The 25,872-nt window shown below is 63.0% G+C and carries 18 protein-coding genes; 7 read left to right on the plus strand and 11 right to left on the minus strand.

What is annotated here, in order from left to right:
• Positions 1–49: 49 nt before the first annotated feature.
• From BUE15_RS09400 to BUE15_RS09410, 3 genes are all read right to left on the minus strand, one after another.
• Complete coding sequence (locus BUE15_RS09400; RefSeq protein WP_073283658.1) at positions 50–1,168, minus strand: esterase/lipase family protein; 1,119 nt, start codon at positions 1,166–1,168, stop codon at positions 50–52.
• A gap of 282 nt (positions 1,169–1,450) precedes the next feature.
• Complete coding sequence (locus BUE15_RS09405; protein WP_073283661.1) at positions 1,451–2,422, minus strand: T9SS type A sorting domain-containing protein; 972 nt, start codon at positions 2,420–2,422, stop codon at positions 1,451–1,453.
• Positions 2,423–2,551: 129 nt separating this feature from the next.
• Positions 2,552–3,391: a rhomboid family intramembrane serine protease gene (locus tag BUE15_RS09410; RefSeq protein WP_073283665.1), complete on the minus strand. Its 840-nt coding sequence runs from the start codon at positions 3,389–3,391 to the stop codon at positions 2,552–2,554.
• A gap of 280 nt (positions 3,392–3,671) precedes the next feature.
• Here BUE15_RS09410 and BUE15_RS09415 point away from each other — a divergent pair, with 280 nt between their 5' ends.
• Positions 3,672–4,547: an FkbM family methyltransferase gene (locus BUE15_RS09415; RefSeq protein ID WP_084548943.1), complete on the plus strand. Its 876-nt coding sequence runs from the start codon at positions 3,672–3,674 to the stop codon at positions 4,545–4,547.
• 22 nt (positions 4,548–4,569) lie between these two features.
• On the opposite strand, the gene BUE15_RS09420 is transcribed toward BUE15_RS09415, so the two are convergent.
• Positions 4,570–5,430, minus strand: a complete 861-nt coding sequence (locus BUE15_RS09420) for a hypothetical protein (protein WP_073283668.1) — start codon at positions 5,428–5,430, stop codon at positions 4,570–4,572.
• A gap of 153 nt (positions 5,431–5,583) precedes the next feature.
• On the opposite strand from BUE15_RS09420, the gene BUE15_RS09425 reads away from it, so the two are divergent.
• Both BUE15_RS09425 and BUE15_RS09430 read left to right on the plus strand, forming a co-directional pair.
• Positions 5,584–5,877: a hypothetical protein gene (locus BUE15_RS09425; RefSeq protein ID WP_073283670.1), complete on the plus strand. Its 294-nt coding sequence runs from the start codon at positions 5,584–5,586 to the stop codon at positions 5,875–5,877.
• Positions 5,878–6,124: 247 nt separating this feature from the next.
• Positions 6,125–7,915: a glycoside hydrolase family 10-like protein gene (locus BUE15_RS09430; RefSeq protein ID WP_073283672.1), complete on the plus strand. Its 1,791-nt coding sequence runs from the start codon at positions 6,125–6,127 to the stop codon at positions 7,913–7,915.
• A gap of 74 nt (positions 7,916–7,989) precedes the next feature.
• Here BUE15_RS09430 and BUE15_RS09435 read toward each other — a convergent pair whose 3' ends face one another.
• The 5 genes from BUE15_RS09435 to BUE15_RS09455 all read right to left on the minus strand — a co-directional run bounded on the left by BUE15_RS09435 (position 7,990) and on the right by BUE15_RS09455 (position 15,226).
• On the minus strand, positions 7,990–8,481 hold the full coding sequence (locus BUE15_RS09435) for a hypothetical protein (protein ID WP_139252199.1): 492 nt from the start codon (positions 8,479–8,481) through the stop codon (positions 7,990–7,992).
• 54 nt (positions 8,482–8,535) lie between these two features.
• Positions 8,536–8,982, minus strand: a complete 447-nt coding sequence (locus BUE15_RS09440) for a Fur family transcriptional regulator (protein ID WP_073283678.1) — start codon at positions 8,980–8,982, stop codon at positions 8,536–8,538.
• 123 nt (positions 8,983–9,105) lie between these two features.
• Positions 9,106–10,422, minus strand: coding sequence for a hypothetical protein (locus tag BUE15_RS09445; RefSeq protein ID WP_073283680.1), 1,317 nt, complete (start codon positions 10,420–10,422; stop codon positions 9,106–9,108).
• A 45-nt stretch (positions 10,423–10,467) separates the two neighbouring features.
• Positions 10,468–12,054, minus strand: a complete 1,587-nt coding sequence (locus BUE15_RS09450; protein WP_073283683.1) for a SusD/RagB family nutrient-binding outer membrane lipoprotein — start codon at positions 12,052–12,054, stop codon at positions 10,468–10,470.
• Between the two features lie 31 nt (positions 12,055–12,085).
• Positions 12,086–15,226: a SusC/RagA family TonB-linked outer membrane protein gene (locus tag BUE15_RS09455; protein WP_073283686.1), complete on the minus strand. Its 3,141-nt coding sequence runs from the start codon at positions 15,224–15,226 to the stop codon at positions 12,086–12,088.
• 355 nt (positions 15,227–15,581) lie between these two features.
• On the opposite strand from BUE15_RS09455, the gene nagB reads away from it, so the two are divergent.
• The 4 genes from nagB (at position 15,582) to BUE15_RS09475 (ending at position 23,663) form a co-directional block, all read left to right on the plus strand.
• Positions 15,582–17,501: a glucosamine-6-phosphate deaminase gene (gene nagB / locus BUE15_RS09460; RefSeq protein WP_073283689.1), complete on the plus strand. Its 1,920-nt coding sequence runs from the start codon at positions 15,582–15,584 to the stop codon at positions 17,499–17,501.
• 313 nt (positions 17,502–17,814) lie between these two features.
• Positions 17,815–20,991: a SusC/RagA family TonB-linked outer membrane protein gene (locus BUE15_RS09465; protein ID WP_139252201.1), complete on the plus strand. Its 3,177-nt coding sequence runs from the start codon at positions 17,815–17,817 to the stop codon at positions 20,989–20,991.
• A 35-nt stretch (positions 20,992–21,026) separates the two neighbouring features.
• Positions 21,027–22,343 (plus strand): RagB/SusD family nutrient uptake outer membrane protein, encoded by a 1,317-nt coding sequence (locus BUE15_RS09470; RefSeq protein ID WP_073283695.1) that lies wholly within the window; start codon positions 21,027–21,029, stop codon positions 22,341–22,343.
• A 129-nt stretch (positions 22,344–22,472) separates the two neighbouring features.
• On the plus strand, positions 22,473–23,663 hold the full coding sequence (locus BUE15_RS09475) for an acyltransferase family protein (protein WP_084548944.1): 1,191 nt from the start codon (positions 22,473–22,475) through the stop codon (positions 23,661–23,663).
• A gap of 65 nt (positions 23,664–23,728) precedes the next feature.
• Here the strand turns inward: BUE15_RS09475 and BUE15_RS09480 are convergent, their stop codons facing one another.
• Together BUE15_RS09480 and BUE15_RS09485 are read right to left on the minus strand one after the other, a co-directional pair.
• Positions 23,729–24,118 (minus strand): GxxExxY protein, encoded by a 390-nt coding sequence (locus BUE15_RS09480; protein WP_073283698.1) that lies wholly within the window; start codon positions 24,116–24,118, stop codon positions 23,729–23,731.
• A gap of 75 nt (positions 24,119–24,193) precedes the next feature.
• Entirely contained in the window at positions 24,194–25,816 is a 1,623-nt protein-coding gene (locus tag BUE15_RS09485) for a 3-(methylthio)propionyl-CoA ligase (RefSeq protein WP_073283701.1), read from the minus strand.
• Between the last annotated feature and the right edge of the window lie 56 nt (positions 25,817–25,872).

A 25,872-nucleotide genomic window follows, 5' to 3' on the forward strand; every position in this document is an offset into this window, starting at 1 on the left:
GGCTGCTGCAATGCGCCGCCCGGCTACTCAGCCGGGCGGCGTTTTGCCGTTAAATATGGTCGCGCAGGTACTGGTACACTTCGGGGTTGGAAAGGAGCGTGCCGTGGTGCAGCTTCGGAAACACGCGGGTACTGATGAGCTGCTCCGGCGGCAGGGCCGGGTCGCCGAAAACGCGGCCTAGGGCGCTGCCGGCGCCCACCAGCCCGTCGCCGAAGTAGTCGTGCAGGGCGGAGTTGGCGGTTTTCAGCAGGGAGCCGACCAGCACGTGGTAGCGCACCCCGGGCAGCGGTGGCACCAGCGTGCGGGGCGGAAACAGGTCGTCGGCGTGTGGGTCCTGCCAGTCTTCATCTACCAGAATGGCGTGGCGCAGGTCCTTGATGCCGTTGCTGCGCTTGTCAATCAGGCCGCTGATGAAGCGGGTGGGCCGCAGGTTTATCTTGCGCAGCACCACGGACGTAAAGTGGCTGTTCTGCTCCAGAAACGAGCCTTCGTTGGGCACGCCCAGCAGAAACACGTTCGTCAGATGCGTGAGCCAGGAGCCCGCGCTGCCCCGTCCTGAAGTGCGTGCAACGCCTGAATTGGGGGCCGCCCGCGCTGCGTAGTAGCCCGCGCTCCGGATGACGAGGCCGCCCATACTGTGCCCCACCAGTGTCAGCGCTCCGATGGTATCGGGGTAGGTCTGAAGTAGTTCCGTGAGCAGCGCATCAAGTAGCTGTCCGTTCTGCGAGATGTGCAGGCCGCTGTTGTAGCGTACATAGAGGCAAATGGCGCCGGTGTCCTGCTGCAGGCGCGGCCCGTAGCGCAGCCCCTCCGGCGAGCCCGCCTGCCAGATCACCTCGTCGCCCATCAGGCCGTGCAGAAACACTACTACTTTGCGCAGGCCGGCTTCGCCGGGTTCCAGGCGCAGGTCGGCCACCGGCACGTCGGCGCTGTGGCGGCGGAAGCTCATCTGGATGGCCCGGCGGTCCTGGCGCTCAGCCAGCTGGTCGCCGAAGGCGCCGTTGAGGACGGGCAGCGTGAAATGCCGGTTTTCCTGTCCCGTCCGGTACAGGTAGCCCGCCGTGTTGAACGGCAGCAGCGCCGCCCGGCCCATAGCCTGCGTGGCGCGCTGCCAGCGGGAAGGCTGCTTGTCGGGTTGCGAATCGGGGGACGGCAGGTCGTCGGTCACGGAATGAGAGTTTGGCGCAGCAGTAGGGCAGAGGTGTAACAAGTACGTGCCAGCCCAGGCTTTTGTAAATCTACGCTACGGCCGGTTGCTACGTTGAGCGAGGCCGCTGCCAGCGGGCATTCTACTGGCCAGAACGCCCGGTTTCTGCTGTCCGGCGCCGAAACGGAAGAGTCCTCCGGGGGAAGTCGCGCAGCAAGGTAGATACAGAAAGCTGCGCCCCGGCTACCAACTTCTGCCGGCGGCCGGGGCGCGATTGTTCTGTGTTGAGCTGCTGGAAAGGGCTTACTTGTTCATGAGTTTCTGCACGGCAAAGCCGTTGGGCGTGTCGAGGCGCAGGGTGTAGAGGCCGGCAGGCTGCTGCCGCAGGTCGAGGGTGCGGGTGCCGGAGGCGCGGGTATCGGGTTGCTGCTGCGCCACCACGCGGCCCAGCGCGTCCAGCACCGTCAGCGAGGCGCTGCTCAGTTCAGTGGTCCGGCCCGCCGCAGACAGGGTGAAGAGGCCCGAGGCGCTGGGGTTAGGATAGGCCTGCAGCGCTGCGGCCAACTGACCGTTGCGGGTAGCGGCTACCGTACCGTTCATCACCACGTCATCAACTACCAGCGTGGTACCGACCGTGGGAAAACCGGCCAGTCCGGAGGCAAAGGCAATATGGATGGAGTCGGGGGCCTGCGAAGAAGTGTACTGCAGCGGCACCGTGCTCAGCGTGTAGGCTGTGGCCGGCGTCAGGCGCAGGCTGCCGGAAGCAATGGTCTGTACTGTGCCGCCCACGGTGCGCGTCAGGGCCACCAGCGCATACGCCGAGTCGGCCAGCGCATTGGTGCCCGTGAGCTTATAGTAGAACTGCATAGAGGCCGGGCGCACTGTAAAAGGCAGGCCGCCCACTGCACTAACGTCCAGGTCGTCGGCAATATCAACGGCGGTAGCATCTACAGCGCCCAGCACGATGCCGCCCGGCACCGGCCCAACCAACGACCCCAGCAGTGGGTCCAGCTTGGTTTCCAGGCGGGCGGCAAAGGCCCCGGTGCGGCTGCCGGCATCCTTAGAAGTCGTGACGGTGCTGTAGAAGCCGCCGAAGACGGGCACCTGCTTAATGGCCTCGTCGATGGTGCTCCAGCTTTGCGGCACTTCCAGCGCGCTGCGCGTAATCCAGGTATCGAGCGTGCCATTCGGGACGGCCGTCGTCTGCGCCGACGCACCAGAGGAGGCCGCGAGCAGGCCCAGAGAAGCGGCAAGGGCAAGTAAGCGTTTCTTCATGGCAGTAAAGTGGTTAAACAGTAAGGAATAGGAACTGCGGCAAATGATGCAGACGCCCGGCAGCGGGTTGCCTGTTTATATAAAAATAATAATTAGTATATATTTTCGTTGATCAGTGCCTGTTGCTACTTATGGGTTCTGGGTGCGGCGCTTGCCGGCCGTGGAAAGCAGGCCCGCCAGCAGACCGGTCAGCAGGCCGCCTACGTGAGCGGCATTGTCGGTGAGGCCGGGGCCGTCGAGGCCGCCCACGAGGCTGCCCAGCGCGAAATAAAGCAGCAGCCCCAGCATACCGGCCCGTTCCTGCCGGCTTAGCGCCGTGCGCTGCGTCAGTAGCAGCGCCAGCAGCAGCCCGTAGAGCCCAAAAATGGCGCCCGAGGCTCCCACTGAATTTACGCCCCGGGTATGCCACCACAAGCTGGCCAGGCTGCCCCCGATACCACTCAGCAGATAAATCAGGAGCCAGCGCCTGCTTCCGGCTTTGCTTTCCGCCATCAGCCCCAGCAGCAGCAGGGCACTCAGGTTGAGGAGCAGGTGCGCGGGCCCGCTGTGCAGAAAGACACTGCTGAGCAGCCGCCAGGGCTGGGCCGGAAAAAGAGGCGAGAAATTCGACCCCCAGGCCACCAGGTCGGGGCCGGCGGGGGAAAGCAGACTGACGCCGCTCAGGCCCATCAGCAGAAATACCACCAGATTGGCGTGCAGCAATAAAGGCGTAACGAAAAACCCGCGCCGGGGCCGGAACACCGCGTGCCCCAGCTGCGCCAGCTGCTCGGGCCAGCGGGTTTCCGGCTCGGGCGGGAGCTGTGCCCGGGCCTGTGCCGGGTCCGGCAGCTCATCCGGAATCAGGCCACGGCGCTGCAGCTCCCGCACTGCGGCTGTGCCCACTGCGGCCGGGTAACGGGCCGCGTGCTGCGCGAGATAGAGCAGTTCGGCATCCGTTTTATCGGCGAGTGGGCTGGAAGGCGTGTCCATGTGGCAAAGGGTAGCTAGGCTATGGCCTGAGCACAAGAACCGTCCCACCCAGCAGCGCCGCCGCCATACCTGCCAGAATCGGTAGCGCATACGCCAGATTGGCTAGCCATGCACGAGGCCCCGAACCCGTCGCGGCTATTGCCGTAGCCATCGGCCGGCATAGCGCAACGGCGGGTTTTTATTTACTTATTCCAATAAACAACTAAGCTGACCGCTTGTATATTGCGAATAATTAGTTGTAGTTAGCACAGGGTATCTGTGCGTCTTTTTGTCATTCCCTTTGCCAGTCATCTATTCGGCCGCTACTCTGCGGGCTACGGCCCAACGGTATCTGGCGCGTCCGCTCTATCAGAGTGCCCGGTCGCGGGCCTCCTTCACCCAGGCCGGCCTGGCGCTGAAAGAGGTGCGGATGAGCTTCCGGCAGTTTTTTACCTGGGCCAGCCCCTTTCACTCGGGACTGCGGAGCCTGAAATACGTGCTGATCGGGCTGGTGCGGCTGCCGCTGGGCCGCAGCGTACGGCTTAGCTACGGCTACACCGGCGAAGACCGTCTGATAGAGTCGTTGCTGAAGCCGCTGGTTACGCACAACGGCTATTACGTGGAAGTAGGCTGCAACGAACCGCGCTTCATCTCCAACACCTTTCTGCTGTACCGGCGCGGGTGGCGCGGCATCTGCATCGACGCCAACGAGCAGCTAGTGCAGAAGTATCGGCGGATTCGCCCACGCGACCAGGCGGTGTGCGCCTTCGTGTCGCACAGAACGGAGGCGCTCAGCTACCTGGAATTTGCCAACAGCGTCCTGTCCACCGCCGACCCGCAATATGTGCCGCAGTATCTGGCCCGGGGCGAACAGCTGCGGAGCCGCCGGCAGGTGCAGCCGCACTCGCTCACGGCCATTCTGGCGGAGCGCAATGCGCCGGCCCGCTTCGATCTGCTGGCTATCGATGCCGAAGAGTTTGACCTATCGGTGCTGCAGTCGTTGGATTTCGGGCGTTACCGGCCCCGGCTGGTGCTGGTGGAGGCGGAAGATTTCGACCCAAGCCAGCCGCTGCTACACCCCATCTGCACGTTTCTGCTGCCGCTGGGCTACGTGCTCAAAGGCAGCATGCTGAAGAACCTGTACTTTATGGATGTAGCCAGCCATACGCCGCTTTAGCGGCGGCCTGCTTATCTGATAGCTACAGCGACGTGCCCCGGCGCAGCCCGTCTATCCACTTCTGGCGGCTCAGCAGGGCCTCATGCATCACGGTAGCCGAGTCGCGCAGGCCTGTTAAGTAGTTATCATAGACCGGCTCGCCACCTTGGTACCGGCTGCGCATGGTTTGCAGCAGCTCGATGCGCAGGTAGGCACCCCGGCGCATCACATTCATCCGTTCGGCCAGCACCGGCGTGAGGCTGAAGTCATAGACAAGGGCCTTGGTAAGGCGGCGCCATTCTTCCAGCACGGTGGTAGCCTGGCCGGGCAGCGTAGAATCGGCCGCGGCCTTATTCACGCGCTCCAGCACGTACAGCGTCTGGTTTTCGGCCTTCCAGTAGCGCTCTGCCAGCAGGCGGTATCTGCGGGTAGCGGCGGTGTCGCGGGTACGTTCGGCGGCGGGCAGCTGGCGCATTTCCTGCGCAATCTGGGCGCGGGTGAGCGAGTCGAAACTCGGAATTACGTGGGTTTCTACGGATTGCAGCACCAGCGGCGCGTCGTCGGCAGTGTCCGTTACGGCAGCGTCCTGCTGGCCCGATGCGCTGCGGCTTTGCAGATAAAAGACGCCGCCCAGCAGCAGAATTGCCAGTACGACTACCCAGACAGCGCCTGGCCGCTGCCACCAGCTCGGCTCTTCATACGATACCTCATCCGGTGCCTGCGGAAGCGGAGCAGACTCCGTGTGTGCCTCATGTAGCAGGTCGGGCCTGATGCCGCGGCGGCGCAACTCCAGGCGGGCGGTATACACCAGGTCGGGATGATAGAGGTCGGGATGCTGCACCAGAAACTGCAGCTCAGCATCGGTTTTCTGGCTAAGGAACTCGGAATCGGAAGAAGCGGCCATGCCGGGATAGAAAAACGGATAGAGGTCAGAAATGAACCTTCAAGTTGGCAAAAACGCGCCATACTACCATACGCGCCGGCCAACGCCGTGGGCGCGGGCCGCGTATAGCAGGGTAGCACTTCTCACCTCATCCTTTCTTTTTCTATCCTACCCATGGCACACGACCAGCAAGAACCCCAGCCCAGCAACCAGAACTCTACGCACAAAGCCGGTGCTGAGCGCCAGGACAACGATATGAGCACCGCCGGCCGCATTCCGGGCCAGAATGATCCGGACGCCAAAGCCAGCGGCAACCCCGAAGCTGCCAGCACTCAGGAAAACATGGGCGACGGTACCGGCATCCGCGGCGCGTACGGCAACAGCAGCCAGACCAACGGAGCCGAGGGCACCTCTGACGCTGACGCCGAAGGCAACCCCACCAAAAAAACCGACCAGTGGGCTGAATAGCCTGCCCGGCCGTTGTTGCCGCACGCCCTCTGGCTGCCGTAAGTACCATCTTATGGCAGCCGAAGGGCGTACGGTTTTTTGCCGTACGGTTGTGGGCCGGGCCACAAGGCCAGCGGTTGGCCGGGCCGCGTGCGCCGGCCAGGAGTGCGCCGGAATTATGCGGCAAAATCGGGGAAATGCGGGCTGCCCAGCGCAACGCACTGTCGACTAAGCCCTAACTTGCGGGCTGATTTCCTTTGTTGTGCTGATGTTTTCACTGTCTGGCGCTGGTCGCCGCGTTCTTTCCCTGTTGCTGATTGCCGGTCTGCTGGCCATTTTTTGCCGCCCCGCCACTGCCGATGTGCCTCCCAAACGCGAGCTGCGCGGCGTCTGGATTGCAACGGTGGAAAATATCGACTGGCCCAGCGCCCGCAACCTCACCCCCGAGCAGCAGCGCCGCGAGTACATCCGGATGCTTGATGCGCAGCAGCGCACCGGCATCAATGCGGTATTCGTGCAGGTGCGGCCCGCCTCCGATGCCTTCTACCAGAGCAGCCTGGAGCCCTGGAGCAAGTGGCTGACCGGCACGCAGGGCAAGGCCCCCAGCCCCGCCTACGACCCGCTGCCCTTCATGATTGAAGAAGCCCACGCCCGTGGCATGGAGTTTCACGCGTGGTTTAACCCGTACCGTGGCAGCACCGATACGCTGACGCGGCGCCTGGCGCCCCTGCACCCGTTCCGGCAGCACCCGGAGTGGTTTCTGCGCTACTCCGGCAAGCTGCTCTACAACCCGGGCCTGCCCGAAGTACGCCAGTACATCAACCGCGTGATACTGGACGTAGTGCGCCGCTACGACATCGACGGGGTGCATTTCGACGATTATTTCTACCCGTATCCTGAGGCGGGCAAAGTCATTCAGGACGAAGCCGCTTTTGCCCGCCACAACCCCGACGGCCTGAAGCTGCCCGACTGGCGCCGCCAAAACGTGAACATCCTCATCCGCGACCTGCACGACTCCATCCAGAGCACCAAGCGCTGGGTGAAGTTCGGTATTTCGCCCTTCGGGGTGTGGCGCAACCAGGCCACCGACCCCAACGGCTCGGCCACCAGAGCCTTCCAGGGCTACGATGGCCTGTATGCCGACGCGCTGGAATGGGTGCGCAAGGGCTGGGTTGATTATCTGCTGCCGCAGCTGTACTGGAGCTCCACTTTCCGGCTGGCGCAGTATCCGGTACTGGTAGAATGGTGGGCGCGCAACGCCAACGGCCGCCACCTCTACATCGGGCACGGGGCCTACCGCATGTCGGAGAGCACCAAGGCCGATACCACGTGGCGCAACCCGCGCGAGCTGCCCCGGCAGGTACGCCTGAACCGCACTTTCCCGACGGAAGTAGGCGGGAGCGTGTTTTTTAGCTCCAAGTCGTTGCTGGCTAATGCCCTCCACACCACCGATTCGCTGCGGCAGAACCTGTTCCGCTATCCGGCGCTGGTGCCCACCATGCCCTGGCTCGATGCCGTGCCGCCCCGTCCCGCCCAGAACCTGACCCTGACGGCCGCGTTGCCCGCCAATACCCTTACCTGGCAGCCTTCCCCCATTGCCTCCGACGGCGACCTGGCCGCGTACTATGTGCTGTACCGGTTCGAGGGCGACGAAACGCCCACGCCCAACGACCCGCGCCGTATTCTGGCCGTGATACGGCCCCGTACCGGAACCGGCCTGGCATTCACGGACACCACGGCCCGGCCCGGCCAGACCTACGCCTACTACCTGACCGCTGTAGACCGCCTGCACAATGAAAGCCGGCCCGTGAGTGTGCGCACCACCGGCCGCACAGGCGAAATTATCCTGGCCCAGGCTCCTGCCGAAACGCCAGCAGCCACGCCCACCGCTCCGGCTACACCGCCTGCCACTACTTCGCCAGTAACGGTGCCCGCCCCGCGTCCGGCAGCCTCGCCGCCGGTTGCTAACCGGCCAGCGGCCAGCGCTGTCACCAAAATCAAGACGAAGACCAAACCGAAAAAGAAGGGCTTCTTCCGGCGCCTGTTTGGCGGCCGCTAGCCTGCCCTGCCATGATAAAAGCAACGCGCCCGGCCTTCCAAGGCCGGGCGCGTTGCGTATGGGGCTGTAGCCGTTTATTTCCGCAGGGCAGGCAGCCGGGTGTACAGCACCTGCTCGAACACCTGTAGCTCTGGCTGCATAATAGGGCTTTGCAGCAGCAGCTTGCGGCGCGTAAGCTCCACAATGCTCTGCCCATCGAACAAGGGCTCGTCGTTGGTGGAAGTCTGGCTGTAGAGCAGGCCCCGGCGGATGCGGTAGGTGCCCTTTTCTGAGTGAACCAGCTGGCCCCGGCGCGTCGTGGCATACGTGTAAGTGCTGTCGGGCAGGAACTCCACAACCAGGGTCAGCTCGCCGTTGGTGATGCCGATATTGGTGTCGGCCGCGGGGCTATGGAACAGCTGCTCCTGCAGGGAGTCGGGCAGGGTAGAAGGAGCTTCAAACGCAATCTGCTGCAATGCCCAGCGGCCTACCAGGGACGTCTGCGCCCGGGCGCTGACAGCCAGGAGCAGCAGGCTCGAAACCGCCATAAACCGGCGAAAGAAGGATGCAAAAGCAGAAGCAGGCATAGAGGAGCTATGGTAAGCCGAAGCCGGGCGCCGCGCCAAGCCTGCGCCGGCAGGCTAGTGGGCCGCCGGCTGGCTGGGCTGGCACTTATTGCAGATGCCCGACAGCAGCAGGTCGCTGCGCTGGGCCTGAAACCGGCCCGGCAGCACCACGGGCGGAATGGCCACCTGGTTGAGGCAGTACGTATGCTGGCAGGCGTTGCACTTGAAATGCACGTGGTTGTCGTGGTGGGCGTGCTCCGTACAGTCCACCGAGCAGGATGCGTAGTGAATGATGTCGGTGGCATCCACCACCCGATGAATAACGCCCTGCTGCTCAAAGGTGCGCAAGGTGCGGTACAGCGTAATCCGGTCGATGCCCGCTGAGCCTAGTTCCTGCTCTATGTCGTTGCTGGAAAGAGCATAGGGCTTGCTGAGCAGCACCTGCAGCACCTGCCGCCGGATAGGCGTAGCGCGCAGACCGTGCTGGGCCAGAGTTTCAGTGATACGGGTGGTAAGGGGCATACTTCAAAATTACGGATTCAGCGAGACTTACGCGGCCGCCCGGCTGCCCAAACCGCCCAGGCTAAACCAACAACGCCGCCCCAAAGGAGCGGCGTTGTGCAGAAAACACGGAAGGCAGGCCGCTTACAGCGCCTTCACGGCCAGCGTCAGGGCCACATCGGTAGCCGAGGTGCGGTTGATGCCGGTAACGGTGAAGATGACGTACTGGTCGAGGCCGCGCAGGCGGGCAATTACCACGTCGCCGACCACCACATTATCGAGCTGAGTGACCTGGCTGGCCGCGGCCGTAGTCAGGAACGTCTGGCGGATGCTGTTGAGCGTGGCGTTGGTGTAAGCTGCCGCGCCGCCGGTAGTCAGGCGCACGAAGCGCGTAGTCGTAACGGGCGGGGTGGCCGTGGCATTCAGAGCCTGCAGCCGCACGGCGTTGGTGGCGGTGCTGGTGATGGCAACATCCTTGGTACCCGACGAAGCCGTTGCCGCAACCGGCGCGAAAGTAGCCAGGTCGTAAGCGGCCAGGTCGCCGCCGGTGGTGCCCGTGTAGTTAAGCGTAACGGTGCGGGCGGCGGCCAGCGCCGTAGGCGTGCCGGGCGTGATGGCAGGGGCCGTAACGGTGGCCGCGCGCACGCTCGGGGCCAGGGGTGGAATCCGGTCCTGATAGAGGCTCTTCACCTCGAAGCGGAACACCACCGGCTGGCCCGCGCTGCCGGCAGGCAACGTCAGGTCTACGTTGACGGTAGTGGCCGCGCCGCTTTGGGTGCCGGCCGTGGGCACGCGCTGCCGCGCAAAGCGCCGTTCAGCCGCCGTACCCACTTTTATATAGGTAATCAGGCTGTCGAGGTCTTTGCGCAGAGTGCCGGTGGCCGTGAGGGAAGTGGCCGTGTTGATGCCGCCTTCATTGAGCACCACCGGGAAGCGGACTACGTCGCCGGGTACAGGCGTGCTGGTGCCGGGGGCCGTTACGTTGGTGGCGTCGTTCAGGCGGATGGTAGGCGTGGCTTCGGCCAGCCGGAAGCTGAACGTGCGGAGCTTGGACTGCCCGTTGGTGCTCACCACCACAGCGTCTACGCGCACGTTGGCCTTGTTCTGGCCGGCCGGTACGGTGTAGTTCACGAGCAGCGTGTCCGACTGCCGGATGCGGGAAAAGGCCGGCTGATACGGAATGGTTTGCACCAGCGTAGAGTCGCGGTTGGGCTCTATCTTCTGCAGAATCCGGATTTCGCGGATTGGGTCGGTCTGCTGAGCAAAGCGGAGCTCGAACTGCACTATCTCGCCGGGAGCGTACTTGGTAGCCGTGCCGAGGGCATTGGCTGTGAAAGTGGGGAACTGCGGTCCGGTTTCGGAGTAGTAGGTATCAAGCTCCTTGTCGCAGCTGCCCAGCAGCACAACGGCCAGCAGGGGCAGTAGCCGGGCAGCGGCCCGGGAAATTATAGATGAGGTCATGGACTTCAGAAAAAATAGCCAGGAAAAGAACTGACGGACTGCGCCTTAGGGACGGTCCCACCACAGGGGCTTGCCAACGTACTCGTCGTTGGTGGTGGCGCCGGCTTCGGCAAACATGCGGGCTACCTCGTCGGGGTTGTAAAGCGTTTCGGTGGCACCCGGCAGCATCCGGCGCGGGAAGCGCATGGCCGGATCGGGGTTGTTGGACAGGGCCGTGTTGATGCCCGTACCGGTGGGGTACTGCAGGTTCACGTACACGTCGGTGCTGAAATCATAGCGCCGCATATCCGACCACGACTCCGGGTTCAGGAACATGGCAATGTACTTCTGCTCCATGATGGCCTTGGGCAGATTGGGGTTGGTGGGCGAAGCCAGCTGGGCTTCGGTCTGGGCTACGGCGCTGCTGTTGAGGTAGGCCGTAATCTGGGCCGGCGTGATGGCCGGGAACGTAACCGTAGGTGCCGAGAAGCTGCCGCCCGTCCCGATTTTGGTCATGTGCGCCCGGATGCCTTCCTTATACGCCGTCAGGGCGCGGCCCTTTTGGCCGGCCTTGAAGGCGGCTTCGGCCTCAATAAACTTGAGCTCGTGGTAGGTAATCACCTCGTAGTAGCCCAGGTCACGCGCGTACCAGCTGGCGTAGAAGTCCGTGATGGTGGTGCCCGGCGTCACGTTGGTGCCGGTAGGCGTGCCCGCACCGGGCGCTGCGCCCGTGCTGGTGGTAGGAGCCATTACGCCAAAGCGCGGGTCCGTGACGCCCGGAAACGTGGTGCCGTTCAGGTACTTGATGAAGTTCGAGGAGAAGGTAGCGCTTCCGAAGTTGGCGCGCGTCGTCCCGAAAATATTGGTGGTGTTGGCCAGCGGCGCCACCGCCGCCTGATACTGCAGCTGGGCGTCGTCGGCGCTGTTGCGGAAGCCTTTGTCTACCAGGGCCAGCACGGCGTTGGGGTCGTAGCTGCCCTTTTTGGTGAGGTGCTGCAGTTGCCGCGCTTTCAGCGAATAGGCCAGCCGCACCCACTTGCCGGGGTCGCCTTTATACAGAATGTCGCCGCTTTCGCTGGGCGTGGTGCTGTAGAAGGGCCGCTTGTTCTGGCTGGGGTCCTTGCTCATCTCCACAATGCCTTCATCCAGCAGCTGGTTGATGGTGGCATACAGCTGCTCCTGCGAGTCGTACTTGGGCTTGTAGTTCGAGCCGCCCTGGTAAGCCTCGGAATAGGGCACGTCGCCCATCATGTCGGTGAGGTGGGCCAGAATCAGGGCCTGCATGATTTTGCCGGCGCCCACGTAGTACACCGAGCCTTCTTCCTGCGCCGCCTTCATCATGGGCGGAATGTTGCCGCCCGACTGAAAGTAGGAGTAATTGAAGGTGTTGGTGCTTTGGGCGTTAGTGAAGCGGAACTGGTCGTTGCCGCCGCTGTTTACGGTGCGGCTCACTACATATTGCGTGATGTAGGGCGTACGCAGGGCTGTAAACATCTGGGTCTGGATGCCGTTGCTGATGATGCTGGGCAGCAGAAAGTTAGGCGTCGCCTCCGACGGGTTATTCGGGTTGTCGTTCACGTCGAGAAAACTCTCGCACGATGTCAGGACGCCGCCACCCAGCAGCAGCCCTAAGAACAGAAGGTATTTTTTCATAACAGTGTAGTCGAGAAAGAAACAATAGACCCTAGAAGGTCACGCGTAGGCCCATGTCCACGCCGCGGGTAGCGGGCACGTTGCCGTAGTCGAAGCCATTGGAGCCGCCACCGCGTACTCCGGCGCCGGCTGCGGCGGTTTCGGGGTCGGCACCGCTGTAGTTGGTCAGCAATAGCAAATTGCGGCCGGTCACGTTCAGTTCCACTCCCTTCAGGAAATGCGTCCGGTCGAGCAGCGAAGCCGGCAGATTGTAGCTCAGCGTTACGTAGCGCAGGCGGGTCCAGGAAGCATCCTCAATGAATGGTGTGCCCACCCCGCCCAGAATGCTCTGGAAGTAGTTCTGGGTCAGCTCTACCTGACGGGTATTCTGCGTGTAGGTGCCGTCGGAGTTGGTCACTACGCCATCAAACACCACCTGCTTGTACCGGTCGGCGGTGCGGGTGCCGGTGCCGGTGTTGGTAGCGTACAGGTCGTTGCCGTTAATCACCTTGCCGCCCACCCGGAAATCGAGCAGGAAACTCAGGGACACTGCCTTGTAGGTGAGCGTGTTGGTCAGCTGCGTGGTGAAGCGCGGCGCGCGGTTGCCGGCGTAGATGAACGTGGTGCCCGGAATCGGGTAGCCCGTCGTGGGGTTGATGAGCATCTTGCCGTAGTCGGGGCTGTTGGTGTCCGTTACGCGCTGGAAGTCATAGGCGCCGATGCCCGTGATGGGCCGGCCCACGAAAGCACCGCCCTGATGCACGTTCGTAATAAATGCATCCGACTGGAACACCACCGTCAGCGGAGAAGGCAGCGACTCCGTGCGGTTGGTGTTGTGGTAGAAGTTGGCCAGAATCTCCCAGGTGAAGCCCCCGGCATTCTGGATCGGGGTACCATTCAGCGTCACTTCCTGGCCTTCGTTGGTAACGGTGCCGCCGTTGATGTACTGCAGAATAAAGCCCGTGGCCTGGCTGACGCGGGGCGCAATCAGCTGGTCTTTGGTGCGCGAGAAATAGTAGTTGAAGTCGAGGCCCAGGCGGTTTTTGAGGAACTGCAGGTTAATGCCGGCTTCATAGGAGCGGGTGCGCTCCGGCTTCAGAATGGGGTTGGAGCCGAAGAAGTCGTTGCGGAAGCCGCCCCCGATATACGTATTGGTGGTGAGCGGCGAAAGCACGCGGTAGGGACCGGTGTCGCGGCCTACTTCCGCCACCGAAGCCCGGATCTTGCCGAAGTTCAGCAGGTTGCTCTGCGTCATGCCCAGGGTGCGCGTAAACTCGTAGCCCAGGGCCGCCGAGCCGTAGCCGAAGCCCTTGCCAAACACCTTGTTCTCATCCGGCCGCGGCAGCGTCGACGACATATCGTAGCGGCCCTGCAGCTCTACCGTCACCTGGTCGTAGAGCGACATGCTCAGGCGGGCAAAGTTGCCCACCAGCCGCCGCACCGACACCCGCTGCAGCGCGTTGCGGTTCACGGTGTTGTTGATGCTGATGAACGTGGGGTTCTGGAACACCAGGCCGGTGTAGTCCACGGCCTCGTCGCGGCTCTGCTCCAGCGTGTTGCCCAGAATCAGGGAGCCGCGGAAGTTCTCGTTGAAGGTGTGGTTGAACGAGGCCAGCGTGGTGGCCGTAATCAGCCGGTTCAGGCCCCTGGTTTCGGCAATGCCGCCGTTCTGGTTGCTGGCCTGCGAGGTGCCCACGGCCCGTACCGAAACGATGTGCGTGTTGGCCACGTCGGTGCCGATGTTGTGGCTCAGAGTCAGGAACGAAAACGGCTGGAAGCTGAGCTGCGTGTTGCCGATGAAGCGGTTGGTGCGGTCGGTCTGCGGGTTGAACTCGGCCGTCCAGTACGGGTTGTCGGCGTCGGCATCAATGCCGTTGTTGGGCGCCAGCAGGCGGCGGCGTGTGCCGTCCGCATTCAGGTAGTTGCGGGCATCGTCGTTGCGGGGCCAGTTCAGCAGGCTCAGCAGAAAGCCGCCCGACGAGCTGCCGGCCGTGGTGAGCAGGCCGGGGCCCTGCAGCGTGCGGCGTCCGCCCGAGTTGAGATACTGCGCCGAGCCCGTTACGTTCAGCTTCGGCGAAATCTGGGCGTTGCCGGACAGGCGTACCGTCGTCTTATCGTACTTGTTTTCGGGCGTTACGCCGGTCTGGTCCAGCCGCGAAGCCGACAGAAAGAACGTGGCCTTTTCCGAGCCGCCCGACATGTTCAGGAAGTTCTGATAGGTGTAGCCCTTCTTGAAAAAGTTGCCCAGGTTGTCGTACACTTCCTGGCCTTCGGCGAAGCGCGGGCCCCACGAGTTGCGCGTAGTGGCATCAAACACGCCGTTCGAGCCCTGGCCGTACTGGTTCTGGAGCTTAGGCAGGCGGTTCACCTCATCCACCGAAAACTGCGTGCGGTAGTTGAGCGTGGTGCGGCCGGCCGTGCCTTTCTTGGTGGTGATAACCACGGCCCCGTTGGCGGCGCGCAGCCCGTAGAGTGCCGCGGCGGCCGGACCCTTCAGCACCGTCATGCTGGCAATATCCTCGGGGTTCAGGTCGCCGGCCCGGTTGGGCGAGCCCACCGAGCGGCCCAGAATACCGTTGAACTGCGAGCCCGCGCCTGGCGCCGTGCTTTCCTGAAACGACGAGTTGTCCATGATCATCCCGTCGATGATGAACAGGGGCTGGTTGTCGCCGTCGAGGGAGGTGCCGCCCCGGATAACAATGGAGGCGCCTTCGCCCGGAGCCCCGCCCGAGGAGGTGATGTTCACGCCGGCCACCTTGCCCTGCAGGGCATTCACGATGTTGGTCTGGCGCGAGTCGATGATGTCCTTGGCCTTCACTTCCTGCACAGCCGTCACCAGGTCGCGCTTTTCCTGCGGAATGTTGTAGCCCGTAATCACCACATCCCGCAGCGCGGTGGTGTTTTCCTTCAGGCTGATGTCGATGGTGGAATCGTCGCCGACGGTGCGCTCCTGCGTGGTGTAGCCGATGAAGCTGAAGGTGAGCGTGCTGCCGGGGGCAGCCTGCACCGTGTAGCGGCCGTCGGGGCCGGTGCTGGCCCCGGTAGAGGTGCCTTTCACAAGCACGGTTACGCCGGGCAGCGGCGTGCGGTCATCGGCCGTCACGGTGCCCGTGATGGTGCGCTGGGTTTGCTGCGCGTGGCCCGGCAGGGCCGCTACGCTCAGCACCGGCGCCAGCAAGTAGAGTCTGTTCATGTGGTGGGAGGGAAAAGGTGAGGGGAATGGCAAAAAAGTGCGCGGCCGAAATCCGGCTGCTAATGGCAGTTGGATCTCGGCCGGGAAAACATCCGTGCCGGTAAAAAGCCGAAACAACAGAAAATGAGGGCTTTCATCCGAAAAAAGAGCGAGGAGAGAGGTAAAAACGGGCTAAGCCATCGGCTACGTGATGATTTTAGCCCGAAAATGGCAAGAAATAAGGAGATAAAGCTAAATGGGCCAGAAAGTATAGGCAACTATATATGGTATTTTATTTAGTGCTGATTATGCTTTGAATGCTCCCCGTAAAGCCGCAATTTCCCCGGGTCTCCTGTTTTCCACCTAAGCTGCTGCCATGTCTTCCGTCATTCCGCCTGCTGCCCGCGTGCCCGTCCGCATCTTCGCCGACTCTGAAACGGCATCTATTGCCATAGCTCAGGAACTGGCCGAGTTCATTCGGCTGCGCACCCGTGAGGGCCGCCCGGCCGTGCTGGGGCTGGCCACCGGCTCGTCGCCGACACGCGTGTATGAGGAGCTGGTGCGCCTGCACCGCGAAGAAGGGCTGAGCTTTCAGAATGTCGTCACCTTCAACCTCGACGAATACTTCCCGATGGCGCCCGACTCGCTGCAGAGCTATGTGCGCTTCATGCGCGAGTACCTGTTCGACCACATTGACATCCGGCCCGAAAATGTACACATCCCCGACGGCACCGCGCCCGCCGACCAGGTAGCCGATTACTGCCGCCGCTATGAGGAGCAGATCCGGGACGCGGGCGGCATCGACTGGCAGCTGCTGGGTATCGGGCGCACGGGCCACATCGGCTTCAACGAGCCCGGCTCCGGCGCCGCCTCCCGCACCCGCCTCATCACCCTCGACCACATCACGCGCACCGACGCGGCCTCCGACTTCTATGGCGAAGAAAACGTGCCGCGCCGCGCCATTACGATGGGCGTGGGTACCATTCTGGAAGCCCGCCATATTGTGCTGCTGGCCTGGGGTGAGGGCAAGGCGGCCGTGGTGAAACGGATGGTGGAAGGTGAGCCGACCGACACTGTACCGGCTACTTACCTGCAGCACCACCCGGCCGTACAGGTGGTGCTGGACGAAGCCGCTGCCGCCGAGCTGAGCCCGCGCAAAACCCCGTGGCTGGCCGGCGAAACCTGCAACTGGCACGATGTGGCGCTGGTGCGCAAAGCCGTGACGTGGCTGGCCCGCCGCCTCGAAAAGCCTATTCTCAAGCTCACCGACGAAGACTACAATGAAAACGGCCTGTCGGGGCTGCTGGCCGAGTCGGGGCAGGCGTACACCATCAACATCCGGGTGTTCAATGAGCTGCAGCACACCATCACGGGGTGGCCCGGCGGCAAGCCCAACGCCGACGACACCTACCGGCCCGAGCGGGCCGCGCCCTTTCCCAAGCGCGTGCTCATCTTCTCGCCTCACCCCGACGACGACGTTATTTCGATGGGCGGCACGCTGCTGCGGCTCGTCGACCAGGGCCATGAGGTGCACGTGGCGTACCAGACCTCCGGCAACATTGCGGTGTTTGATGACGAGGTGATTCGGTTTGCCGAGTTCGTGGCCGAGTACGATACCATGTTCCGCCTCGACGACCGGCCGGCCGAAACACTCTACCAGCGGGTAGCCGATTTTCTTCAGAACAAGCAGCCCGGCCAGGTCGATTCGGCGGAGGTGCAGCAGATAAAGGGCCTGATTCGGCGCGGCGAGGCCAAAAGCGCCTGCCGCTACGCCGGCCTCAACCCCGACGAGCAGGCCCACTTTCAGGATTTGCCTTTCTACGAAACCGGCCGCGTGCGCAAGAAGCCGCTCGGCGACGAGGATATCCGCCTAACCATGGAGCTGCTGAACCGGATTCAGCCCCAGCAGATTTATGCCGCGGGTGACCTAAGTGACCCGCACGGAACCCACCGCGTGTGCCTGGCCGCCATTATGCAGGCCGTACAGCGCCTGAAAGCGGCCGGCACACCCTGGCTCGACGACTGCTGGGTGTGGCTCTACCGCGGGGCTTGGCAGGAATGGGACATCGACCGGATTGAAATGGCCGTGCCGCTGAGCCCCGAGGAGCTGACGCGCAAGCGCCGAGCCATCTTCAAGCACCAGTCGCAGAAGGACCGGCCGCTGTTTCCCGGCGCCGACCAGCGGGAGTTCTGGCAACGGTCTGAGGAGCGCAACCGCACCACCGCCCGCATCTACGACCAGCTGGGCCTGCCTGAGTACGAAGGGATAGAAGCCTTCGTGCGCTGGCAATTCTAGGGAAGACAAGTAGTTCAAACCAGCCGAAACCACAAGCCCGTCGGGCGGGCCAGAGCACATGCTCCGGCCCACCCGACGGGCTTTTTGCCGGGTAGACTGCCAGAGCCGGCGGGGGCGGGGCCATAGATGTGAACCGGTGCGCACGCTCAATAGCGTATCGGGTTTTGCCTGGCGGGAAGGGCTGCTCGAGGAAGCTGGCAGGAAGGAAACAGGTGTTGTACTATTTATTGTATAAATAGTATATATTAACGGTGAGTTGCTTTGTTCTCCCACTCCTTTTTTCCCACACACTATGCGAAACACCTACTTGCTTATGAGGCTGGCTTTGGTTGTAAGCTGGCTCCTGGTCTGTACTCTGCCGGGCCGGCCGGCACTTGCCCAGCCCGGCGCTACCCGCCAGGCCTACACGCTGCAGGGGCGCGTCACGGATGAGCGGGGGCAGGGCCTGCCCGGCACCACGGTGCTGCTCAGCGGCACCACGCTCGGCACGGCTACCAACACCGATGGCGCCTATACGCTGCCCGTACAGGTAGCGCCCGGCAGCTACACGCTCACGTTTTCCACCATCGGCTACCGCACCCAGACACGCCCGCTCACGCTGGCCGGCAGCCCCACCGTCACCACCGACGCCTCCCTCTCGGAAGCCCGCCAGGCCCTGGATGATGTTGTGATTATCGGCTCCACTATCAGCGTAAACAAGCGCGAGCTGGGCAATTCCATCAGTACCGTAACGGCCCGCGACCTGGAGCAGGCCGGTACCGGCGGCGCCCTCAACGCGCTGCAGGGCAAGCTGCCCGGCGCCCAGATTGTGCAGAACTCCGGCGACCCGTCCGGCTCTATGTCGGTGCGGCTGCGCGGCATCCACTCGCTGCGGGGCTCCTCCGACCCGTTATATGTCATTGATGGTGTGATTGTGAGCAACAACAGCACCAACGTGTCGCAGCTGGCGGCCGGGCCGGATATCGGTTCGGTGAACCCCGGCCAGAACCGCCTCTCCGATATAAACCCCAACGACATTGCCAGTATCAACGTCATCAACGGCGCGGCGGCGGCGGCTCAGTATGGCTCACGGGCCAGCAACGGCGTGGTGCTCATCACGACCAAGCGGGGGCAGGCCGGCGCAGCGCGGGTATCGGCGTACAGCAGCTTCAACGTGAACGAGCTGCGCAAATCAGTGCCGGTGAACACCTACGGCAAGCAGTTCGGGTTTGCGGGCCTGCGCCTGTACACCATCGGCGCGCCCACGGCTCAGGAGCTGACCAACAACCCCGGCACCACTACCACGGGCATCACGCGGGCCGGTGCTACGGCGCAGCTGGCCACCAACCTCGTGGACGTGCCGCGCTACAACTACTTCGATGAGATTTTCCGGACCGGCTACGGTACCGACAACGGCGTGTCTATTGCGGGCGGCGCCGAGCGGACGCAGTACCTCGTGTCGGTGGGCTACCTGAAAAACCAGGGCATCATCAAAGGCACCGATTTCACGCGCTACAACGTGCGGGCCCGGGTAGACCAGCGCCTGACTACCTGGGCGCGGGCCTCGGTGGGCGTGGCCTACAACAACAGCTTCTCCAACGAGAAAGCCAACGGCAACGTGTTCTACAGCCCCATCAACTCCATCAACATCACCAACAACATCTACGACATCACGCGGCGCGACGCCAGCGGCAACCTGCTGGCCGTGGAGCCCACCCGCGTCAACCCGCTGTCCACGATTGAGGACATGAAGTTTACGCAGCGCATCAACCGCACCATCAGCGACCTGCAGGTGAATCTGACGCCGTTCCGGGGTGTGTCGCTCGACTACATTCTGGGCGTGGATACCTACTCGCAGGCGGGCCAGAACTACATCCGGCCCTACCCATACCAGGCCACGGCCGGCCTGCCGCTGCAGCGCTACCCCAACGGCTTCGCGGCCAACGCCAACAACAACGTGCTGCAGCTGAACTCCGACGTGAACCTGGGCTACGAGCGGCAGTTCACCGAAAACCTGAAGCTGACGCTGCTGGCCGGCTACAGCTACCAGTACCTGCGCGGCGAGCTGGTCCGGACGCAGGGGCAGGGGCAGGCCCCGTTCATCTCCACGGTAAGCGGCTCCGCCAGCACCACGGTGGCCTCGGCCTACGAGCTGGACCAGTTTGATCTGAGCGGGATTTTTGCGCAGGCCACGGTGGGTTTCCGCAACCTAGCCTTCCTGACCGGTGCCATCCGCCGCGACCGGTCCTCGAAGTTTTCCGATTCCGAAACCAACCAGTACTACCCCAAAGTGAGCGGCTCGCTAGTGCTTTCCGACCTGGGCTTCTGGAAAGATGCCGCGTATGCCAAAGCCTTCAACTCGCTGAAGCTGCGCGCCAGCTACGGCGAGGCCGGCGGCCTGACCGCCATTGGCTCCTACGACCGGTTCTACCAGTTTTCGCCGGCGGCTTTCCAGGGACGCGCTACGTTTCTGCCCGGGGCGCGGCTGGCCAACCCGCGGGTGCGGCCGGAGCGGGTAGCCGAGCTGGAAATAGGGGCCGACCTGGGCTTCCTGAACGACCGGATTGGGCTGGGCGTTACGTATTACGACCAGAATACCAAGGACCTGGTAGTAGACCGGCAGATTGCGCCCTCGCGCGGCGGCTCCTCGATTGTGGAAAACGTGGCCCGGCTCACCAACAAAGGCGTGGAAGTGCAGCTGAGCGCTACGCCGGTGCGAACCGCCGATTTCAGCTGGGACTTTACGGCCATTTTCAGCCGCAACCGCAACAAGATTGTGGATCTGGTGGGCTCCTCGGCGGTGCTCATCGACAACGTGACCGGGGCGCCGGTGTACCTGATTAATGGGCAGCCGGCGGGCGTGTTCTACGGCTCGGCTTACGCCCGCAACCCCGACGGCTCTTTGCTGCTGACGCCGCAGGGCTTCCCGCAGGATGAGCGCACTACCGGCCAGAGCACCGGCGCCGTGAACTTCACGCCGGCCCGCGAGGCCAACGGCCAGCCCAGCTACGCCCAGGGCACGAGTATCGCCAACGTGGTTATCGGCAACCCCAACCCGGACTGGACCGGCTCGTTCACGACCAGCTTCACCTACAAAAAACTCTCGCTGCGGGTGCTGCTCGATGCCGTGCAGGGCGTGGACGTGTTCAATGCCGACTACCGCACCCGGCAGGGCGTGGGCCTCGGCGACCTGGCCGAGAAAGAGCTAAAGGGCGAGCTGCCGCGCGGCTACATCTTCGCGGTGTATAACACGCAGGAGTTCCGCATTGACGACGGCTCGTTTGTGAAGCTGCGCGAAACGGCCCTTACGTACACGCTGCCCACGTTTAGCAAGTTTATCAGCAACCTGAACGTGTCGGTGATTGGGCGCAACCTGTACTCCTGGGACGACTACAAAGGCTTCGACCCGGAAACCAGCGCGGGCGGCTCCTCCGACCTGCTGCGCGCCATCGACTTCGGCAACGTGCCGATTCCGCGCACCTACCAGCTTCGGCTGGCGGCCACTTTCTAGCCGGTTTTGGTTTCCTCCCCATTTCGCCTTCTGCCATGAAAAAGATACTGCTACTACTGGTTGCCCTGTCGCTCACGCTGGGCAGCTGCGACAAGGAATACCTGAACCCCAGCACTGCCAGCGACGTGCAGGTGCTCACCAACTCCGATGGCCTGATTACCGTCTGCAATGGCCTGCAGGCCCGTTTCACTACGGGCGGCGCCCTGAGCCCACTCTACAACACGGTGGCGGCCGGGGGCCTGAGCACCCGCGAGCTGACGGTGATAAACGTGGGTAACATCGAGGAATTCAACATCAGCCTGGGGGCCGGCAACGTCACGAACCTCAACGGGGTGGTGCGCAACCTCTGGACCCAGTGCCAGCTGGTGCGCGCCAACGCCGACCTGGTGCTGGCCAACGCCGGCAACGCCGCCGACCCGGGCACCCGCAGCGGGATTATCGCCTACGCCAGCATTTTCCGGGCGCTGGCGCTGGGCACACTGGCGCAGTATTTCCAGCAGCTGCCCATCACCACGCAAACCAACGCCCCGTTCGTGGACCGGGTGCAGGCGCTGCAGTCGGCCGTGACCCAGCTGGAAGCCGCCGCCACGCAGCTGGCCGCCACCCCGGTTTCCGCAGATTTCAACAGCAAGATTATCGGGGGTATCAACCTGCCCAACACGGTGCAGGCCCTGATTGCGCGCTACAGCCTGCTGGCCGGCGACTACGACAAAGCCATTGCGGCGGCCGGCCGCGTAGATCTGGCCAGCCGGTCGGTGTTCGTGTTTGATGATCTGGCGCGCAACCCGCTGTTTGAAGTGGCTTTCGGCAACCGCAACGTGTTTGAGCCGACCAACGTGAGCCTGGGCCTGACCGGCGCGCTGGCGCCCGAAGCCAACGACCAGCGCATTCCGTTCTATACCCGTGCCAACCCGACGGCCACCCAGAACCGCGGCACCGGCTTCTATACGGCCAGTGCCGCGCCCATTCCGGTGTACGTGCCCGGCGAAATGCTGCTGATTCGGGCCGAGGCCTACGCCCGCAAAAACGACCTGACCAACGCTGTAACGGAGCTGAACCGGGTGCGCACCAGCACGGCGGCCGCCACACCGGCCAGCGGCCTGCCGACCGCGCCTCCCGGTGCCAACTTGCCCGCCTATTCCGGTTCGCTCACGCAGGAGGCTATTCTGCTCGATATCTACCGCAACCGGCAGGTGGAGCTGGCCTTCCAGGGTTTCCGGCTGGAGGACAGCCGCCGGTTTGGCCGGCCCGGCCCGGGCACCACTGGGGCGGAGCGCAACCGGAACTTCTACCCGTACCCGAGAGTAGAGCGCGAAAACAACCCCACCACGCCCGAAGACCCGGCTATTTAGCAGGGTGGTAGAGCGGGCTCTGGTACAAAGCTCTCTTCCGGCTACCATCCGGAGGGGAGCTTTGTTAGCTTTAGCCCCCGCGCCGGCCGCTACAGACCGTCGGCCACCTATCCGCGCAAGCTTTCTGCTATGACTACCTCCACCACTCAGGCCGCCCATGAAGCCACCGGTACCGCGCCGCTGGCCGAACCGAAGGAAGGCGTAAGCCAGGCCTCGCAACCCGGCCGCCTCATCTCGCTCGACGTGTTCCGGGGCCTGACGGTGGCGGCCATGATTCTGGTGAACAACCCCGGCGACTGGGGCCACATCTACGCGCCGCTGAAGCACGCGGCCTGGCACGGCTGCACGCCCACCGACCTGATCTTCCCGTTCTTCCTATTCATCGTGGGCGTGAGCATCGTGTATGCCCTGGACGGGGCGCGGCGGCAGCCTGAGGCACACGCCCCGGCCATGTTGCGCATCCTGAAACGCTCGGCCATTCTGTTTGGGCTGGGGCTGCTGGGGGCGCTGTATCCAAAGTTTGAGTTTGAAACCGTGCGGATTCCAGGGGTGCTGGCGCGGATTTCGTGGGTGTTCCTGGTGTGCGGTGTCTTGTTCCTGAAAACCACCTGGCGCCAACAGCTGGGCCTGCTGGCGTTTGTGCTGGTGCTCTACAACGTGCTGCTGCAGGTGGTGCCGGTGCCCGGTTTTGGAGCGGCCAATCTGGAGCCCGGAACCAACTTCGGCGCCTGGCTGGATCGGCTGGTATTTACAGAGAATCACCTCTGGAAACAAAGCCGCACCTGGGACCCGGAAGGTCTGCTGGGCACGCTGCCGGCCGTGGGCACCGGTTTGCTGGGCATGCTCACGGGCCAATGGCTGCGCCGCAAAGACGTGGAGCCGGCTACCAAAGTCGTGTGGCTGTTCGTGAATGCCGGGCTGCTGCTGGTGCTGGGTTTGATCTGGAACAGTTGGTTTCCCATCAACAAAAGCCTCTGGACCAGCTCCTACGTGCTCTACACCGGCGGCCTGGCCATGGCGGCGCTGGCCACGCTCTACTGGCTCTGCGACGTGCAGAACTGGCGCGGCTTCTGGACCAAGCCGGCGCTGGTGTACGGCGTCAATGCCATTACCGTGTTCTTCCTGTCGGCCATCGTCTCCAAAACGCTCAACCTCATCAAAGTCGGCGACGTGACGCTACGCGTCTGGCTCTACAACACGTTCTTCACGCCCTATTTCAGCCCCATCAACGCCTCCCTGGCCGGCGCCATCGTGTGCGTGCTCATCTGGCTGGGCGTGTTGTGGGTGATGTACAAGAAAGGCGTGATAATCAAAGTCTGAATCACGGATTCTGCAGATTTAGCGGATTACACGGATTTTGGTGACGGTGCTATATTGTTGTTGACTTAATAGTTCGAGCGGGTTTTGATGAACCGCTTGAAGCGGAGACTGGGCTCACCGAAATTGATAAGCAACCCGATTTCCAGTTGATAAGCGTTCAGATAGTTGATAATCTGGGCGTGGTGAACCGGCGTAATTTCGGCTAACGCCTTGAGCTCTACCAACACCATTTCTTCGACAAGGAAATCAACCCGGCGTGAGCCGATTTCCTTCTGTTTATAGAAAATCGGCACCTCTACTTCTCGTACAAATCCTACCTGCCGTTCTTCTAACTCGAAAGCCAAAGCCCGCTGATAAATAACTTCCTGAAAGCCGTTGCCCAGCAGCCGATGTACCTGCATAGCAGCTCCTATGACCTGCTCAGTAGTTCTGTTATATCGAGTATCTAACAACATCGCGTACAATTAACTATAACCGCAGAAATCGTCACCAAAATCCGTATAATCCGCTAAATCTGCAGAATCCGTGATTTAGAAAGAATACGCCGCGAAATCTTGGCGGAGCTTGGTTTTGAGCAGCTTGCCGGTGGCGGTGTGGGGCAGCTCGTCCACGAATTCTACGGCTTCCGGCACCCACCAGCGGGCTACTTTGCCGTCGTAGTAGGCCAGCAGCTCCTCCTTGCTGACGGTAGCTTCGGGCTTGCGCACCACAATCAGCAGCGGCCGCTCGCTCCACTTGGGGTGCGGCACCCCGATAACGGCGGCCTCCGCCACCTGCGGGTGCCCGATGGCCATGTTTTCCAGCTCAATGCTCGAAATCCACTCGCCGCCCGACTTGATGACATCTTTCGAGCGGTCCGTAATCTGCATGAAGCCGGCTGGGTCGATGGTGGCTACGTCGCCGGTGCGGAACCAGCCGCTGGCGGTCAGCTCGCCGGGGTGGTTCGGCCGGAAATACTCGGCCACCACGAACGGGCCACGCACCAGCAGGTCGCCGAAGGCCATGCCATCGTGCGGTAATTCCTGGCCGGCGTCGTCCACAATCTTCATATCGATACCGAAGATGGCGCGGCCCTGCTTGGTCTGGATGGCAAACTGCTCGTCGTCGGAGAGGCTGAGCTGCTGCGGTTTCAGGGTGCAGACGGTGCCCAGCGGCGAGGTTTCGCTCATGCCCCAGGCGTGCCGGATTTCCACGCCCAGCTCTTCATCGAAGGCCTTTAGCAGCGCGGGCGGGCAGGAGGCGCCGCCCACAATCATGCGCCGCAGGGTGCTGAACTGCAGCTTTTTCTCGCGCATAAACGTCAGCAGCCCAAACCAAATGGTGGGCACGCCGGCCGTAAATGTGACGCCTTCCGTCTCATACAGCTCATACAAACTGGCCGCATCGAGGCCGGGGCCGGGCATCACCAGCTTGCAGCCGTTGAGCGGCGCCGCGTACGGAATGCCCCAGGCATTGACGTGGAACATCGGCACTACCGGCAACACCACGTCGCGGGCCGAGCAGTTGAAGCAGTCGGGCAGGGAGGCGGCGTAGCTGTGCAGCAGCGTGGAGCGGTGCGAGTAGAGCACGCCCTTGGGCTGGTCGGTGGTGCCGGAGGTGTAGCAGAGCGAGGAGGCCGTGTTTTCGTCGAAGACGGGCCACTCGTACTCGTCGTTTTCGGCCGTTAGCAGGTCTTCGTAGCAGCGCAGGTCGGGTAGGGTGGAGGCCTCGGGCATATGGGCCCGGTCGGTCAGCAGCACCCAGCTGTCCACTTTCGGGCAGCTCGGGGCCAGCTTTTCTACCAGCGGCAGAAAGGTCAGGTCGAAGAACAGTAGCCGGTCTTCGGCGTGGTTGATGATGTAGACCAACTGCTCGAAAAACAGGCGCGGGTTGATGGTGTGGCACACGGCCCCGCTGCCCGACACGGCGTAGTACAGCTCCAGGTGGCGGTGCGTGTTCCAGGCCAGCGTGCCCACCCGGTCGCCCTTGCGGATGCCCAGCCGGGCCAGGGCGTTGGCTAGCTGCCGGCTGCGGGTGCCCAGGCCGGCGTAGGTGTAGCGGTGCAGGTGGCCTTCGGGCATCCGGCTCACTATTTCGGTGTCGGCGTGCCACTTTTCGGCGTGTTCGAGGAGGCCGGCGATACGCAGCGGCTCCTGCATCATGAGTCCTAGCATGGGAGAGTAGTTGGGGGGGAGTTGGCAGGGCCATAAGCTACAGATAAAACCGCGGC

The sequence above is a fragment of the Hymenobacter psychrotolerans DSM 18569 genome (assembly GCF_900142395.1).
GTDB classification, from domain to species: Bacteria; Bacteroidota; Bacteroidia; order Cytophagales; family Hymenobacteraceae; genus Hymenobacter; species Hymenobacter psychrotolerans.

Bases quoted from the DNA above. Each gene is read 5' to 3' on its own strand.
- BUE15_RS09405 (WP_073283661.1), bottom strand. From the start codon at position 2,422: ATGAAGAAACGCTTACTTGCCCTTGCCGCTTCTCTGGGCCTGCTCGCG.
- BUE15_RS09410 (WP_073283665.1), bottom strand. From the start codon at position 3,391: ATGGACACGCCTTCCAGCCCACTCGCCGATAAAACGGATGCCGAACTG.
- BUE15_RS09420 (WP_073283668.1), bottom strand. From the start codon at position 5,430: ATGGCCGCTTCTTCCGATTCCGAGTTCCTTAGCCAGAAAACCGATGCT.
- BUE15_RS09425 (WP_073283670.1), top strand. From the start codon at position 5,584: ATGGCACACGACCAGCAAGAACCCCAGCCCAGCAACCAGAACTCTACG.
- BUE15_RS09430 (WP_073283672.1), top strand. From the start codon at position 6,125: ATGTTTTCACTGTCTGGCGCTGGTCGCCGCGTTCTTTCCCTGTTGCTG.
- BUE15_RS09435 (WP_139252199.1), bottom strand. From the start codon at position 8,481: ATGCCTGCTTCTGCTTTTGCATCCTTCTTTCGCCGGTTTATGGCGGTT.
- BUE15_RS09440 (WP_073283678.1), bottom strand. From the start codon at position 8,982: ATGCCCCTTACCACCCGTATCACTGAAACTCTGGCCCAGCACGGTCTG.
- BUE15_RS09445 (WP_073283680.1), bottom strand. From the start codon at position 10,422: ATGACCTCATCTATAATTTCCCGGGCCGCTGCCCGGCTACTGCCCCTG.
- BUE15_RS09450 (WP_073283683.1), bottom strand. From the start codon at position 12,054: ATGAAAAAATACCTTCTGTTCTTAGGGCTGCTGCTGGGTGGCGGCGTC.
- BUE15_RS09455 (WP_073283686.1), bottom strand. From the start codon at position 15,226: ATGAACAGACTCTACTTGCTGGCGCCGGTGCTGAGCGTAGCGGCCCTG.
- nagB (WP_073283689.1), top strand. From the start codon at position 15,582: ATGTCTTCCGTCATTCCGCCTGCTGCCCGCGTGCCCGTCCGCATCTTC.
- BUE15_RS09465 (WP_139252201.1), top strand. From the start codon at position 17,815: ATGAGGCTGGCTTTGGTTGTAAGCTGGCTCCTGGTCTGTACTCTGCCG.
- BUE15_RS09470 (WP_073283695.1), top strand. From the start codon at position 21,027: ATGAAAAAGATACTGCTACTACTGGTTGCCCTGTCGCTCACGCTGGGC.
- BUE15_RS09475 (WP_084548944.1), top strand. From the start codon at position 22,473: ATGACTACCTCCACCACTCAGGCCGCCCATGAAGCCACCGGTACCGCG.
- BUE15_RS09480 (WP_073283698.1), bottom strand. From the start codon at position 24,118: ATGTTGTTAGATACTCGATATAACAGAACTACTGAGCAGGTCATAGGA.
- BUE15_RS09485 (WP_073283701.1), bottom strand. From the start codon at position 25,816: ATGCTAGGACTCATGATGCAGGAGCCGCTGCGTATCGCCGGCCTCCTC.